Source organism: Pantoea sp. X-Soil-ISGK-275, assembly GCF_059730795.1.
This window is the reverse complement of record NZ_AP035977.1, coordinates 418,994-432,322: the sequence shown is the minus strand read 5'-3', so window position 1 is coordinate 432,322 and position 13,329 is coordinate 418,994. Positions and strand designations below refer to the sequence as shown.

The following is a 13,329-nucleotide window of genomic DNA, read 5'->3' as shown; positions in this document are numbered from 1 at the left end:
TCATTGAGCGCATACAACTCTGTTTTGCAAAAAGTCGATGAACGCTCGTACTTTTTCAGGTACATGGCGAGTGTTGGGGTAGAGCGCATAAATTCCCTGGCGGGGAAAATGATGATCTGGCAGTAGTTGGATTAACTTCCCCAGGCGCAACTCTTCCTTTACAAGCCACGCAGGTAAGAGGGCAATGCCAGCCACTCCTAGAGCAAAAGCCAGGAGTGATGCCGCATTGTCGGCCATGATTGTGGCGGGACTATGCACGTTGAAAATCACGCTTTCACAGGATGGTGTTGTAACTTGCCAGCTCAATGGTGCTGACAGACGGCTATGTGCAATCCATCTCGCATCAGCAAGTTGCTCCAGAGTGGTAATGGGATGGTCTTTCACAGTGTTGAGATAGTCTGGGGAAGCTACGGGATAAATATCGAAGCGATCGATGAGCCGTGCATGGTGACTTGAATCGGCAAGTTGGCCAAGCCGGATTGCCACATCAAAACGTCCAGAAATAAGGTCGTCATTCTTTGATGATGAAACGTGTTGAATACGCAGTTGTGGATGTCTGGATGAAAATTCTGCCAGAGCCGGCACAACCACTCGCGATCCATACTCGGGTGTAGTGGTAATGCGTAATAATCCAATCAATCCGGTATGATCGCGTCGTACTTCATCAAGGACGCGTTCAGCATCCTGCAGAAGTTGCCGGCAACGCTGATAAAACCTTTCTCCACTGTCCGTAGCAGACACACGTCGCGTGCTACGAGTCAGCAATGAGACACCCAGCTCACCTTCAAGCTGTTTAATATTGAAGCTGACTACCGCTTTAGTCAGCCCCAGCGTATCGGCTGCTTTAGTGAAACTACCGGCTTCTACCACTGCAACAAACATCTCAAGACGCTGCAGATTAATCATCAGTTACTCCCATTAAAGAATCCGACTGTCAAAATATCTTTGACAGTGTAACAACCGAATGCGCATTTATCATGGTAACTAATGTTCCTATAGTTCACGCATTATGCTGTTTTGATGAGAAAAAGATGACTTATCGTGTACGTGTGGGCTGTGTATATTTGCTAGGATTTTTTATCGACCTGGTAAACATGTTTATTGCCAATGTTGCTTATCCTGAAATTGCTCGTGAGTTTGACTCGCCGGTGAATCAACTGGCGTGGATAAGTAACAGCTATATTCTGGCGCTTACGCTGGTAATACCGCTTAGCAATTACCTGGCTAAACGTTTTGGCACTAAGCGCCTGTTTATGGTTTCCCTGATGATTTTCATTATTGGGAGTTGTGGTGTGGGGTCGTCTTCATCGCTAGTACAGTTGATTACCTGGCGAGGGATACAGGGAATGGGCGGTGGCATGTTGATTCCTCTGGAGCAAACAATGACCTATGCGTTGTTTAAAAGTCATGAACGCGCACGATTATCTTCTGCTGTGATGTTAGTAGCGTTACTTGCGCCAGCACTCTCGCCAGTTATCGGAGGGATATTGGTTGAAAGCCTCAGCTGGCGCTGGGTATTTTTTGCAAGTGTACCGCTGTCAGTTATCGCCCTTGCATTAGCCGCATGCTGGCTTAAATCAGACCAACGTCGCGAAAATCATGAGAGCCTGGATGTAGGAGGTTTGATCGGCGGTTGTACAGGATTGACCTTGATACTTTTTGGACTGACGTATCTGGGTGACTCTCAGCATTTCCAGCAAGGTGGTCTACTGCTACTGTTGGGCTCATTCATCATGGCCGGATACGTATGGAATGCCATGCATAAAACGCATCCTCTCCTAAACTTGCGCCTGGTAAAAGATCCTCTCTTACAGACCGCGATGCTGATTTACCAGTTCATACCAGGTTTATTCATGGGAGTGAGTATGATCGCTATGCTCTACCTGCAAAACCAGCTTGGCATGCATGCCTCATTAGTCGGAGCCATGATGCTACCATGGTCACTAGCATCGTTTGCGGCGATCACGTTGACCGGCAAAAAATTCAATACATTTGGGCCAAGCCCGTTATTTATTTCGGGTTGTCTGATTCAGGCGACAGGCATTGGGCTACTGGCCATGTCAGGTCATGATGCTGATGTTGTGATATGTATATCGGCCTTCACACTGATGGGATTCGGTGGGAGCTTATGCAGTAGCACGGCACAAAGTTCTGCTTTCATTCAAATAGCAGAGAATGAACTTGCTGATGCCAGCGCCATTTGGAATATCAATCGTCAGCTCAGCTTCTGTCTGGGCGTTACCCTCATCAGTCTGTTATTTAACGTTATAGCCGACACCGGGGTTCCAACATACCAAGCCTATCATCTGTGTTTTGCCATAGCGGCATGCAGCGCCGTTATACCCATAGCATGTTGTTTCCGCATAGCTAATCAGGACATTATATTTACTTTAAAACAGGAGCAAAAATGAATCGTTATTTCAAGGAAGTAATGGATGCGCATGAACTCATCCGCAATTGGCTGGGAAATTCAGCAGCGGATGATGAGGTTTGCGAGAAATTACTCGCTCGCTTTAGTCCAGCGTATTCGATGATGACGACGGGGGGTGTATTACTCAACTTCAACCAATTGAATAGTTTCTTTCGCACTCAGCGTGGCGCACGACCGGGCCTTAATATTGAAATCACTGATTTGCAGATTGTTGCTGAGAGTGAAGGGGGGGCAATCGTAACCTATAAAGAACGGCAGAAAATTTGCGAGCTGGCGGCTACACTTCGTTTTTCGACAGTTGTGTTTGAACTAAATCAGGATGGATCGGTGATCTGGCGACATCTACATGAAACATCGATGCATCTCGATTAAGCTTTGTTTTGTATTTAAAATGATCAAGGAGTTATCCAGTGCGTACCCGTGATTCGGCCCGTTTGCTTATTATCAATTCTCTCAATCAGGTTTTATTGTTCAGGTTCAGGCATGAAAATGATGCGCTGGCCGGTAAAGCATACTGGGCCACCCCCGGTGGAGGCGTGAAATCAGGAGAGACTTTTGAGCAGGCAGCCATCAGGGAGCTTAGAGAAGAAACAGGTATCTATGTTGATGATGTGGGGCAGCCGTTAACGGAGAGAACTTTTGAAATGACTCTACCCAGCGGTGAGGTGGTTCTGGCAAATGAGCGATTTTATTTAATTAAAGTCGCTGATGAAGAAATCAGTACCAGCGGATGGACTGAAAATGAAAAAACAGTCATTGATGATTATCACTGGTGGGATCTAAATGAACTGCGGAATAATGACGATGTGGTTTACCCCTCAAATATTCCCGATATCTGCTTAATGCGGGGTTAACTAGCTATCAGGTGACATTATCAAATTGGATTCTCAATTAGGTGCGCATAATCATGATTATGTTAAATGAAGTATCTGAACGCGCACTAAAACCTCACCTAATCCCGATATCAACCATCACCCTTTCGAGTGACGCTTCTGATCAAACATCCGCATTAAGGCGGCTGGTAATTATCTCAAGGCCAATCTGCTGGCCGTATGAAAGCTCAAGCGTGTTGCCATCTGGATCGGCGAAAAATGCCCAATAGCCTACTGGCGCGGATGATTGCTGCGCGGGTCGGCGTAACACGCCTTCGCGTTCTGCCAAAATAACTTTGGCATCAATCTCTTCTTTGCTGTCGCACGCAACGCCAATGTGACCAAACGGCCCTAAAGGAGTATCCACCGTGGTTTGAGATTGCACCAGCACCAGCGCAAACGGACGCGTCAAATCAGAAAGCCATGCGACTTTTTGCGCTTCTGCAATGCCGGGTTCACGCTCATGGATCACCTGCATCCCTGCGTAACGTTGATAGAAGTCGATGCTGCGTTCTAAATCTCTGACTTGCAGCGCTATGTGGCTAAAACCAATATCGTGCTGTTCCATATTCCATTCCTGTGAAATCACCAAAACAGGAATATGTCATAAATTGTTGCTGGCACTTGTTCATGAATGCCTAAATATGCAGCTCATACACCACGCAAGGCACATCGTAGTGTTGCTCAATCGCTTTGTAGGTCATGCCCAGCCGCTGCATCACCTTTTGCGATGCGGCATTTTCAGGATCGGCCACCGCGACCAGATAGTTAACCCCGACATGTTCGACCGCAAACTTAACCATCGCCTGCGCGGCTTCTGTGGCAAAACCTTTACCGTGATAATTAGCATTAAGACGCCAGCCTATTTCCAACGGCGCGCCATCCTGATTGGCTAAATGCTGCAGGCAGCACGCACCAACGATTTCGCCAGACGCTTTTTCCCGCATCGCCCACCAGGAAAAACCATATTGCTGCCAGCGCGATTGAACGCGTTCAATACTCGCCAGGGTTTCTTCTGGCGTTTTAACCACGCCATTACTGATATAACGCATAATTTCCGGGTCGTTTTCCATCGCCCGCAGTCCGTCAAAATGCGCGAGTTCAAAGGGTTCCAGCCGCAGTCGGGTTGTTTCTAATTCCATTATTCCTCCGCTTTATGAAGAGCCTGCACCAGCGTCATGGCATACGGTGACGCTTCAGAAATATCCAGCTGCTGCTCCAGCTCAATAAGATGATCGCGCATCAGTTGCTGCGCTTTAGCGGTATTACCGGCAATCAGTTCATCAATGATGTGCTGATGCTCGTCGCACTGACAAACCGGCATCTCATTGCGCTGATACAGCATCACAATTAACGAACTTAACACCATCAAATTATTGAGAATATCTTCCAGCACTTTGTTGTCGGCAATTTTGCCTAACAGCAGATGAAACGCGCCAAGCTGATACACCACCCGCTGTCGTTCCTGACTGTGAATCGCTTCATGTTCTTCTTTTTGCTGCTGCTGCAATTGCACGGCAAACGCCGCCATTTTTTGCGGTGTAATGCAGGCAATTATGGCCGATTCAATGGCATGGCGAGCGGTGAAGATCTCACGCGCGGTAGTGGCTGATGGCTGCTCAACAATGGCGCCGACATTAGGTTCGATGGTGACGATGTGTTGCAACGCCATGCGCTGCAGCGCCGCCTGCACATGGTTGCAATGCGTTCGCCCTGCCACACCACTTCGCCATCCGCCAGCAGGCAGTGATCGCCATCTCGATAGCCCACCACCCACGCGGCGCGCAGTCGGGTTACTTTTTCGCTCATCAGAACAGGCACTCCCCGTCAGCGGCGATCAGTTTGCCGCCTTTGAATACCTTACGGTCGCGCGGCAACTCCACCAGCGCTTCCACCATGCTACGGCCGGGAATCAACACCAAATCGGCGCGATTGCCGGGCTGCAAACCATAATTGTCCAGCGTCATCACGCGGGCACCGCCAAAGGTAATGGTGTGCGCCGCGCGCATAATCTGGCGATCCTGACGCCAGCGATAGCGCAGCCCCATGGTGACGGCGCGTTGCAACATATCGCCGCTGCCGTAAGGGCTCCAGGTATCGCGCACGCCGTCATTACCGGCGCAAAATGCCACGCCCGCGTCGGTGAGCAATTCATAAGGCGGAACCGCGATATCCGCCGGCGCGGTTGTTGCAACCGACATTCCCAGCTCCGCCATCTCTTCGGCAAACTGTTGTTGGCGCGCCGGTTCGACCATGCCGAGACAGAAGCCGTGGCTGAGCGTGACGCGATTATGCATCTGATAACGGCGGGTAAAATCAATCAGCAACTCAAGGCTAAACGCGCCCAGTTCACCGCGTTCGTGCAGATGAATATCCACTTTTTTGCCGTGACGAACCGCCAGCTCGAAGATGATCTGCAGATGGCGTACTGGATCTTTATCGTATGAACAGGGATCTAAACCGCCCACCAGCTCGGCGCCCATTTGCAGCGCGCGATCCAGCAGCGCTTCGGTGCCGGGACTTTGCAGAATGCCGCTTTGCGGAAACGCCACTATCTCAATATCCACCTGATCGGCCAGCCGACGCCGTGTTTCCAGCACGCCTTCCAGATTCGCCAGACCGATTTCGTTATCAATATCAACATGGGTGCGAATAAATGAGGTACCTGCCGCGATGGCGCGACGCGTGATACGTTCTGACTGCAACTGCGGATCGGGCTGCTGCTCGCGGCGATAATCGCGTTCATTGGCGATGATCGCCGCCAGATTGCGTGGCACTTCGTTGCGATACCAGTCTCGTCCCAGCAAGGTTTTGTCGAGATGTGCATGGCCATCCACTAAGCCAGGAAATGCCTGCATGCCGCTGGCATCGATGACTTTTGCGCCTGCGGGCATCGGCAAATTATGCCCACGCGTCGCGATAACGCCATTTTCGAGCAACAGGTCTACGCGCTGATTCTCATCAAACGGCATGACATGTTGAATTAACACACTTTCCATCGGCGATCTCCTATTCGGTGAGTCGCTGCTGGCAGCGGGCGATCAGCGCAAACTCATTTTCACGGCTCAGTTCGCCCTGACGCTGCGAGTTGGTATGACCGTGGCCGACCAGTTCACTGCCGGGCAGGCTTACCCAGCGATCGAGCAGCTGCGGGCAATAATCGATGATGGCGGTGTTGGCAATAACCGCTGGCGGAATACCCAGTTCGGCAAACAGATCGGCCAGATACCAGCCGCCGACCCGATTGCCGTAGTCGCGCCACGCATAGTTCAGCACGTCGAGACGATTCGCCCCTTGCGACAGCTTCGCGCCTTCCGGCAAGCCAAACGCGAAGTGCTCCAGATTCATGGCGATATACAGCGCCAGACCTTTACCTTTTGGCCACACGGGCAATACCTGATGTTCGATTGAGCTGTAGGCGTAACGCTGATGGCTGGCGATATCCCACATAACCTGCGGCGATGACATAACGGCCTCCTGATTGAACACACATCTTGCGATGTCAGAAGTAAAGCAAGGGATATGCCACTCTAGCTTTATTGCTAGCAATATTTCTTAACGCGAGGAATTGGTGGGTTTTTCATCGAAAATTTCTTTCTTTGGGTTGAGACTTGCGGGATCAAGTACGTAGCAAAAAGAGTAAAAGGTGAGCTGTTGGTGTTCGCCGCACCAAACAAACCCTTTCACCGCGTGAATTTGGTTTATTGCGCATGTTGGGGCAAACCAGCAATCTCACCGACATTGGGCACAAGCTACATCTCAGTTGTAAAACCATTAGCCATCACCGGCAAAGTATTATTCGCAAACTTAACTGCGCCAATAATAAAGAGTTATTCAGCCGGTTAAGCCGAATGGGTTATCAGGCAAAGATGTAAAACGTAGGGTCGCCATTCATGGCGACCGATTCACAAGCATTACGCCACCAACCTTGTACAAACCTGGTCGCCATGAATGGCGACCCTACGGTTTAAGTGATTTTGTGTGATTGTGGTTGCATTTTCTCCACTGATTGCTGGTTAAGTGCGCACATCGAGGTGCAGAATGGAATATATAATCCAATGTGAATATATATTCACAAATGCAATCATCTGAGGAGAAGGTCGAATGAGTTCCTACACGTATCCGAAATTCGGTGCCGGCTTGTGGCACTTTGCCAACTATATCGATCGCTACGCCGTAGATGGTTACGGACCGGCGCTCAGTACGCTTGATCAGATTAAACTCGCTGGCAGCGTCGAGGATCTTTCCTACGTTGATGTGCCCTATCCCTTCACTGAAGGCGTCACGGTCGCGCAGGTGAAACAAGCGCTGGCCGATGCCGGATTGAAAGCCATCGGCGTCACGCCAGAAATTTACCTGCGTCGCTTCTCACGCGGTGCCTTTACCAATCCGGATGCTGCCATTCGCAAACAGGCGTTTGATTTGATGCATGAAGCCGCCACCGTGGTGCGTGAGTTGGGCGCTAACTACGTGAAAGTCTGGCCAGGTCAGGACGGTTGGGATTATCCGTTCCAGGTCGATCATAAAAACTTGTGGAAGATGGCGGTGGATGGCATGCGCGAACTGGCGAGCGCCAATCCTGACGTTAAATTTGCGATTGAGTACAAACCGCGTGAACCGCGCGTCAAAATGACCTGGGATTCGGCGGCGCGTACGCTGCTCGGCATCGAGGACATTGGCCTTGATAATGTCGGCGTATTACTCGATTTCGGTCATGCGCTGTTTGCTGGGGAGTCGCCGGCGGATTCCGCCCAGCTGATTATCGATCGCGGCCGCCTGTTTGGTATGGACGTCAACGACAACCTGCGCGGTTGGGATGACGATCTGGTGGTGGGCACCGTGCACATGACCGAGATTTTTGAGTTCTTCTATGTACTGAAGATCAACAACTGGGACGGCGTATGGCAGCTCGATCAATTCCCGTTCCGCGAAGATCATGTCGAAGCTGCAAATCTGTCGATCCGCTTCCTCAAACATATTTATCGCGCGCTGGATAAGCTGGATATCGCCGCCTTGCAGGAAGCACAGCGCGAGCAAAACCCACTAAAAGCGCAAAGAATTATTCAGAATGCGCTGCTGACCAGCATCGAGCAGTAATTTTACGCCGTAGGGTCGCCATTCATGGCGACCGCAAATGCGAACGGCGCACACGCATTTCACCGTGGCGCCAACGCTCATCAGCACCCTCGCGACCATCAATCAAGCGGTTCAACGCTTCGGCGATCAGCAGATCTATCCGCTGACTAAAGGTGGTGAGCTGGCAGCCTGGCGCGCTGGCTTCTTCGATATCATCAAATCCCACCACCGCAATCTTGGGCATATTTGGCGCGGCGCGCATTGCTTCCATCGCACCGAGCGCCAGCACATCGTTTTCACAGAACAGCGCATCAATCACAGGCGCGTCCGGCTGTTGCAGGTAATCATTCATCGCCTGCCAGCTACGCGCGCGATCGTAACAGCCCGCTTTTAGCAGTACATTAATCTGGCATCCCGCTTGTTGCAGCGTAGCTTCAAATCCCTCTTTGCGCAGCAGATGAGACGTCGGTGTATCCGGACCTTGCATAAAGCCAAAACGTTGCGCGCCCTGCACCAGCAAAAGTTCGGCGATTTGTTTCCCTGCGGCATAACCATCAATCGCCACCACATCAATGCCCTGCGCATGCGTATTGCGACACAGCTGCACCAGCGGAATGTTATACATGTCCTCCACTAGCGTAATCAGCTGCGCCGATAACACCGTGCCGAGAAACAGAACGCCGTCGATCTGCAATTGATCCGCCTGCGTCATCACCGATCGATACGGTTCGCCATCGGTGATGTTGAGGATCAGCGCCATGTAACCACGGCGTTGCAGCTGCTGCGTGGCTTCATTGAGGATCATCAGCGTATGCGGATTCTTTAGCTCGTCGATCACCACGCCAATGATATGCGTCCTCTTCTTCACCAGGCTGCGCGCCAGCAAATTGGGGCGATATCCCAGCTCTTTAGCGATGCGCATCACCTTCTCGCGCGCCTTATCGGAAATCGAAGCGCCGGGCATAAAAGCACGCGATACCGTCCATTTCGACACGCCCGCAAGAATGGCCACATCGCTGGCCGTGGCCTTTTTCACTGTTCTCGTCATCGGCTCCCTTCCGCTAATTGCCTGGCAAAAAGTGAGCATAGAGCGATTCCTCACGTTAGCAAGAGGCGACTTTCGCAAACTTTGCACCCGGTTGCATTTCTATTATGCACTCGGGTGCAAATCGTGATGATTTTGTGATCGTGGTGATGAAATCAATTTTTGCTGCGTTGACTATTTTTCAACCGTACCTGAGAGTGAAGACAGAACATCACGTTGCCCTTATGAACATGATGTCAATCAGCGGCAGCAATCTGGCCAACTTTGCACCCGGATGCAAAATAAAATAAACCTCCCCTACAGAGATAAAAAAATGATATTATTCAAGGTAGTAATGCTTATCTGCTGTTTGCTCAGTGTGTTCACTGCCCAGGCGAAAACCTACATGGTTGGCGTCGCTTTGGCTAACCTCGATCTCAATTTCGTTTCCATCCTGCGTAGTCAGATGGAGAAGCAGCTCAAAGACAAAGGGCTCAACAGCCAGTTTGCCGATGCCAAAGGTGATGTGTCCCTGCAAATTCAGCAGGTGGATGATTTCATCAATCAGGGTGCGGACGCGATCATCATCAACCCGGTGGATACGCAAGGCGTGATGCCAGTAATCGCCGCCGCGCAGAAAGCCAATATCCCGCTGATCTTCGTCAACCGTAAACCCGAAGTGAAATTGACCGGCAAAATGGCCTATGTCGGTTCTGATTCTGCGTTAAGCGGCAAGATGGAGATCGAAGCGTTAGCCAAGCGTCTGGATAACAAAGGCAATATCGCCATTCTGATGGGTGCCCTTTCCACTGAGGAAGCGCGTCAGCGTACCAAAGCGGTTGAAGATTATGTTAAGGATCATCCTGGTCTGAAAGTGATCCAGAAACAGAGCGCCAACTGGCAGCGCAACGAAGCGGTCGATAAAACTTTGTCATGGTTGCAGGATGGTAACGATATCAATGCCATCATCGCCAACAACGATGAAATGGCGATCGGGGCAATTATGGCGCTCGATCAGCTGAAGAAAAGCAATGTGTTAGTCGCCGGTATCGATGGCACGCCAGATGGTTTGCAGTTTATTAAGAACGGCAAAATGGCGGTAACGATTTTCCAGGATGCGAAAGGTCAGGCAACCGGCGCAGTCGATGTGGCTTACGACATGCTGAGCGGTAAAAAGACCGAAGCCTACAACTGGGTGCCTTATCAAACGGTGACTAAAGAAAATTATCAGGAATTCACCAGTAAGAATCAGAAGTAACACCGCTTTGTAGATACCGTCTTGCCAGTACCTGGCAAGACATATTGTTCAGTTCGGCCTGGCCGAAGCGCTTAATGCGGGCAGGTTTTTCAACGCTGACGTCATAGCCTTCATCGTGCAGGAAGGTGGCCAGCGGCTCGCTGTACGCGCCATGCAGATATGGCAGTCGCCGAACGGCTCCAGCCATCTCACCCGCAACTTCCCGATGATCAGTCGGAGATCATAGCACCCGGAGGAGAATGATCGAGATATAAGGGTCGCCATTCATGGCGTAATGCCGATCGGTTAAGCCCAAAATAGTGGGCATACAGTAATTTCCTACGTTGAAAAGGTGATGGCACGCTGGCAACGTGCAGCGCATGCGTTGGCGGTGCGCACCGGTAATGACACAGCCTGCGGATGGCGACCGGTGACGTTTTTTATCGACATAAATGAAAACAGGGAGTAGTTTTTTTTATCAGTTATTAGCATTAATTGATAAATATATGACAGAATACTTACAATCAGAGGTGGGCAAATGAACCCAGAATAGCTTAAGCGGAATCGCTATGATTTATGATTGCTTTTTATACTATGACGAAGATATGTTACTCGACATTCGGTTACATACTTTGAATGACGTCGTCGACTACTTCGTGATTGTTGAATCCACACATACTTTCACCGGTAAGCCGCGAAATTTGCATTTCAATGTGAATAAATTCGCTAAATTTAAGCATAAGATTATTTATGTCGTTTATGACGAGCCGCCCTTTTTCACAAATAATGTCGTCAATGCATGGAAGAACGAAGCCCATACACGAAATGCCATCATGAGAGGTTTAGAATCCGCCAATGACGACGATATTATTATCGTTTCCGACGTTGATGAAATACCCAATCCCAAGGTTATAGTAAAAATTAATAAGAGCAGACTTTGCACCTCGCTGCACATGAATTTCTACAATTATCAGTTCAATCTGCAGGTTTTCAATACTAATGGCGTTCCGCGCGTGTGTTCATTGCCCCGGGCGGCATCACTTAAAAATCTTAAAGGTTTCTTTGCCGGTAAACCAGAAGATTTCCGAAATATAAAAAAAAGCCCAATTAAATCCAGCTTTATGAAATGGACGCTCTTCGAGCTACGTAATAAAAATATTACATCTGCAGGCTGGCACTTTTCATGGATTATGCGGCCAGAGCGGATATCGGAAAAAATGTCTTCTATTTCGCACACGGAATATGACTTACCACAATTCAACAATAGCGATCATATTATTGATGCACTGAAAAATGGCAAAGATATTTGGGGCCGTGACAGAAAAATGTGCAAACAAGAACTTACTGCCGAACATTTCCCCGATTATTTGGTTAAGAATCAGACAAGATTTAGCGAATTTATTCTGTAGTCATTGCCCTGAGGTTTTCACCTGTGGGGCACATTCCGCTTAACTTACTTTTTGCTACAACATTCAAACTCATAGCCCTCTGCAAAATGCGCTTTTGGCCCTAAGCTTAAAGCCATTCAGCCACTGATGATGAGGTTTCAATGAGTTTACTGTTTAGTGCGACGCAACTGGGTAAGTTAACGCTCGATAATCGCATCGTGATCGCGCCGATGTGCCAATACTCCGCTGAGAATGGCAAAGCCAGCGCCTGGCACCGCATTCATCTCGGGCAACTGGCGCTTTCCGGCGCCGGTTTGCTGATCATTGAGGCGACGGCTGTCGAAGCGGCCGGACGTATTTCTCCCGGTGATTTAGGCTTGTGGGACGATGCAACGGAAGCGGCGCTGGCCAGCGTTCTGCAGGATATCCGTCAATATTCTGACATTCCATTTGGTATTCAACTCGGTCACGCCGGACGTAAAGCGTCCTGCGCCGCGCCGTGGCTCGGTGGCAATCAGCTATCACTGGAACAAGGCGGCTGGCAAACCGTCGCGCCTTCTGCGCAAGCCTTTAATCCTGAAGATCGCGCGCCGGTGGCGCTGACGAAACAGGATCTTGAGCGCCTGAAACAAGCCTTCGTTGATAGCGCGCAGCGTGCCGCCAAACTCGGTATCCAGTTAATTGAACTGCACGCCGCACACGGTTATTTGCTGCATCAGTTCCTGTCACCGCTGAGTAACCAGCGTGAGGATGAATACGGCGGTTCGCTGGAGAATCGTCTGCGCTTCCCGCTGGAAGTGTTCCATGCGGTGCGCAGCGCCCTGCCGGACTCGGTGGCGGTTGGCGTGCGCCTTTCGGCAACGGATTGGGTTGAAGGTGGCTGGGATGTTGAGCAGTCGATTGTATTTAGCCAGCAGCTTGAAGCGGCGGGCAGCGATTACGTGCACGTTTCCAGCGGCGGCCTGTCACCGCAGCAGAAAATTACGGTTGGCCCCGGCTATCAATTGCCTTTTGCCCGCGACATCCGCAAACAAGTGAAGATTCCGGTGATTGGCGTTGGCTTGATTACGGAACCGAAGCAGGCAGAACAAGCCTTGCAGGAAGGTGATGCTGATTTGATCGCGCTGGCGCGCGCGGTGCTTTACGACCCACGCTGGCCGTGGCATGCCGCCGCTGAATTGGGTGCGCAGGCCAAAGCACCACCGCAGTATCTGCGTTCCGAGCCGCACGGCCTGAAAGGCACGCTGATTTCCAATAAAGAGTAATGGTTTTGACCCGGTGCGCATCAATGCGCACCGGTT

General features: G+C 50.4%; 15 protein-coding genes and 1 pseudogene. 8 read left to right on the top strand and 8 right to left on the bottom strand.

Annotated elements, in window-relative coordinates; genetic code table 11:
* Positions 1 to 906 carry a LysR family transcriptional regulator gene (locus AC6I8A_RS21370; protein WP_497819129.1) on the bottom strand — a complete coding sequence of 302 codons (906 nt, stop codon included), beginning with the start codon at positions 904 to 906 and terminating at the stop codon, positions 1 to 3.
* Between the two features lie 125 nt (positions 907 to 1,031).
* Between AC6I8A_RS21370 and AC6I8A_RS21365 the strand changes: the two genes are divergently transcribed.
* From AC6I8A_RS21365 to AC6I8A_RS21355, 3 genes are read left to right on the top strand one after another with little or no spacing between them, the layout of a single operon-like run.
* The gene (locus AC6I8A_RS21365) at positions 1,032 to 2,411 is read left to right on the top strand and encodes an MFS transporter (protein WP_497819128.1); all 1,380 of its coding nucleotides are present in this window, start codon (positions 1,032 to 1,034) and stop codon (positions 2,409 to 2,411) included.
* Complete coding sequence (locus AC6I8A_RS21360) at positions 2,408 to 2,803, top strand: DUF4440 domain-containing protein (RefSeq protein ID WP_256698710.1); 396 nt, start codon at positions 2,408 to 2,410, stop codon at positions 2,801 to 2,803. The genes AC6I8A_RS21365 and AC6I8A_RS21360 overlap by 4 nt, the downstream gene beginning before the upstream one ends.
* Before the next feature lie 38 nt (positions 2,804 to 2,841).
* Complete coding sequence (locus AC6I8A_RS21355; protein WP_256698711.1) at positions 2,842 to 3,285, top strand: NUDIX hydrolase; 444 nt, start codon at positions 2,842 to 2,844, stop codon at positions 3,283 to 3,285.
* Between the two features lie 142 nt (positions 3,286 to 3,427).
* On the opposite strand, the gene AC6I8A_RS21350 is transcribed toward AC6I8A_RS21355, so the two are convergent.
* From AC6I8A_RS21350 to AC6I8A_RS21330, 5 genes are all read right to left on the bottom strand, one after another.
* The gene (locus AC6I8A_RS21350) at positions 3,428 to 3,871 is read right to left on the bottom strand and encodes a VOC family protein (RefSeq protein ID WP_008106184.1); all 444 of its coding nucleotides are present in this window, start codon (positions 3,869 to 3,871) and stop codon (positions 3,428 to 3,430) included.
* Between the two features lie 70 nt (positions 3,872 to 3,941).
* Positions 3,942 to 4,445: a GNAT family N-acetyltransferase gene (locus AC6I8A_RS21345; RefSeq protein ID WP_256698712.1), complete on the bottom strand. Its 504-nt coding sequence runs from the start codon at positions 4,443 to 4,445 to the stop codon at positions 3,942 to 3,944.
* Positions 4,445 to 4,975, bottom strand: a complete 531-nt coding sequence (locus AC6I8A_RS21340; protein WP_497819342.1) for a GntR family transcriptional regulator — start codon at positions 4,973 to 4,975, stop codon at positions 4,445 to 4,447. The genes AC6I8A_RS21345 and AC6I8A_RS21340 overlap by 1 nt, the downstream gene beginning before the upstream one ends.
* A gap of 136 nt (positions 4,976 to 5,111) precedes the next feature.
* The gene (locus tag AC6I8A_RS21335; RefSeq protein WP_497819127.1) at positions 5,112 to 6,302 is read right to left on the bottom strand and encodes an amidohydrolase family protein; all 1,191 of its coding nucleotides are present in this window, start codon (positions 6,300 to 6,302) and stop codon (positions 5,112 to 5,114) included.
* A 10-nt stretch (positions 6,303 to 6,312) separates the two neighbouring features.
* Positions 6,313 to 6,771 (bottom strand): polysaccharide deacetylase family protein, encoded by a 459-nt coding sequence (locus AC6I8A_RS21330; RefSeq protein ID WP_265298304.1) that lies wholly within the window; start codon positions 6,769 to 6,771, stop codon positions 6,313 to 6,315.
* 218 nt (positions 6,772 to 6,989) lie between these two features.
* On the opposite strand from AC6I8A_RS21330, the pseudogene AC6I8A_RS21325 reads away from it, so the two are divergent.
* Positions 6,990 to 7,178: pseudogene (locus AC6I8A_RS21325) on the top strand (LuxR C-terminal-related transcriptional regulator); the annotation flags it as partial.
* A 229-nt stretch (positions 7,179 to 7,407) separates the two neighbouring features.
* Positions 7,408 to 8,400 (top strand): sugar phosphate isomerase/epimerase family protein, encoded by a 993-nt coding sequence (locus AC6I8A_RS21320; RefSeq protein WP_179452610.1) that lies wholly within the window; start codon positions 7,408 to 7,410, stop codon positions 8,398 to 8,400.
* A 22-nt stretch (positions 8,401 to 8,422) separates the two neighbouring features.
* Here the strand turns inward: AC6I8A_RS21320 and AC6I8A_RS21315 are convergent, their stop codons facing one another.
* Complete coding sequence (locus tag AC6I8A_RS21315) at positions 8,423 to 9,427, bottom strand: LacI family DNA-binding transcriptional regulator (protein WP_436332157.1); 1,005 nt, start codon at positions 9,425 to 9,427, stop codon at positions 8,423 to 8,425.
* Positions 9,428 to 9,737: 310 nt separating this feature from the next.
* Here AC6I8A_RS21315 and AC6I8A_RS21310 point away from each other — a divergent pair, with 310 nt between their 5' ends.
* Complete coding sequence (locus AC6I8A_RS21310) at positions 9,738 to 10,661, top strand: substrate-binding domain-containing protein (protein ID WP_497819126.1); 924 nt, start codon at positions 9,738 to 9,740, stop codon at positions 10,659 to 10,661.
* On the opposite strand, the gene AC6I8A_RS21305 is transcribed toward AC6I8A_RS21310, so the two are convergent.
* Positions 10,639 to 10,848 (bottom strand): hypothetical protein, encoded by a 210-nt coding sequence (locus AC6I8A_RS21305; RefSeq protein WP_479485404.1) that lies wholly within the window; start codon positions 10,846 to 10,848, stop codon positions 10,639 to 10,641. The two genes, AC6I8A_RS21310 and AC6I8A_RS21305, sit on opposite strands and share 23 nt — an antisense overlap.
* A gap of 361 nt (positions 10,849 to 11,209) precedes the next feature.
* On the opposite strand from AC6I8A_RS21305, the gene AC6I8A_RS21300 reads away from it, so the two are divergent.
* Complete coding sequence (locus AC6I8A_RS21300) at positions 11,210 to 12,049, top strand: glycosyltransferase family 17 protein (RefSeq protein ID WP_497819125.1); 840 nt, start codon at positions 11,210 to 11,212, stop codon at positions 12,047 to 12,049.
* Between the two features lie 140 nt (positions 12,050 to 12,189).
* The gene (locus AC6I8A_RS21295) at positions 12,190 to 13,293 is read left to right on the top strand and encodes an NADH:flavin oxidoreductase/NADH oxidase (protein ID WP_436332155.1); all 1,104 of its coding nucleotides are present in this window, start codon (positions 12,190 to 12,192) and stop codon (positions 13,291 to 13,293) included.
* The last annotated feature ends 36 nt before the right edge of the window (positions 13,294 to 13,329 follow it).

Bases quoted from the DNA above. Each gene is read 5' to 3' on its own strand.
- AC6I8A_RS21305 (WP_479485404.1), bottom strand. From the start codon at position 10,848: ATGGCTGGAGCCGTTCGGCGACTGCCATATCTGCATGGCGCGTACAGC.
- AC6I8A_RS21370 (WP_497819129.1), bottom strand. From the start codon at position 906: ATGATTAATCTGCAGCGTCTTGAGATGTTTGTTGCAGTGGTAGAAGCC.
- AC6I8A_RS21320 (WP_179452610.1), top strand. From the start codon at position 7,408: ATGAGTTCCTACACGTATCCGAAATTCGGTGCCGGCTTGTGGCACTTT.
- AC6I8A_RS21350 (WP_008106184.1), bottom strand. From the start codon at position 3,871: ATGGAACAGCACGATATTGGTTTTAGCCACATAGCGCTGCAAGTCAGA.
- AC6I8A_RS21300 (WP_497819125.1), top strand. From the start codon at position 11,210: ATGATTTATGATTGCTTTTTATACTATGACGAAGATATGTTACTCGAC.
- AC6I8A_RS21295 (WP_436332155.1), top strand. From the start codon at position 12,190: ATGAGTTTACTGTTTAGTGCGACGCAACTGGGTAAGTTAACGCTCGAT.
- AC6I8A_RS21365 (WP_497819128.1), top strand. From the start codon at position 1,032: ATGACTTATCGTGTACGTGTGGGCTGTGTATATTTGCTAGGATTTTTT.
- AC6I8A_RS21340 (WP_497819342.1), bottom strand. From the start codon at position 4,975: ATGGCGTTGCAACACATCGTCACCATCGAACCTAATGTCGGCGCCATT.
- AC6I8A_RS21330 (WP_265298304.1), bottom strand. From the start codon at position 6,771: ATGTCATCGCCGCAGGTTATGTGGGATATCGCCAGCCATCAGCGTTAC.
- AC6I8A_RS21310 (WP_497819126.1), top strand. From the start codon at position 9,738: ATGATATTATTCAAGGTAGTAATGCTTATCTGCTGTTTGCTCAGTGTG.
- AC6I8A_RS21360 (WP_256698710.1), top strand. From the start codon at position 2,408: ATGAATCGTTATTTCAAGGAAGTAATGGATGCGCATGAACTCATCCGC.
- AC6I8A_RS21315 (WP_436332157.1), bottom strand. From the start codon at position 9,427: ATGACGAGAACAGTGAAAAAGGCCACGGCCAGCGATGTGGCCATTCTT.
- AC6I8A_RS21345 (WP_256698712.1), bottom strand. From the start codon at position 4,445: ATGGAATTAGAAACAACCCGACTGCGGCTGGAACCCTTTGAACTCGCG.
- AC6I8A_RS21335 (WP_497819127.1), bottom strand. From the start codon at position 6,302: ATGGAAAGTGTGTTAATTCAACATGTCATGCCGTTTGATGAGAATCAG.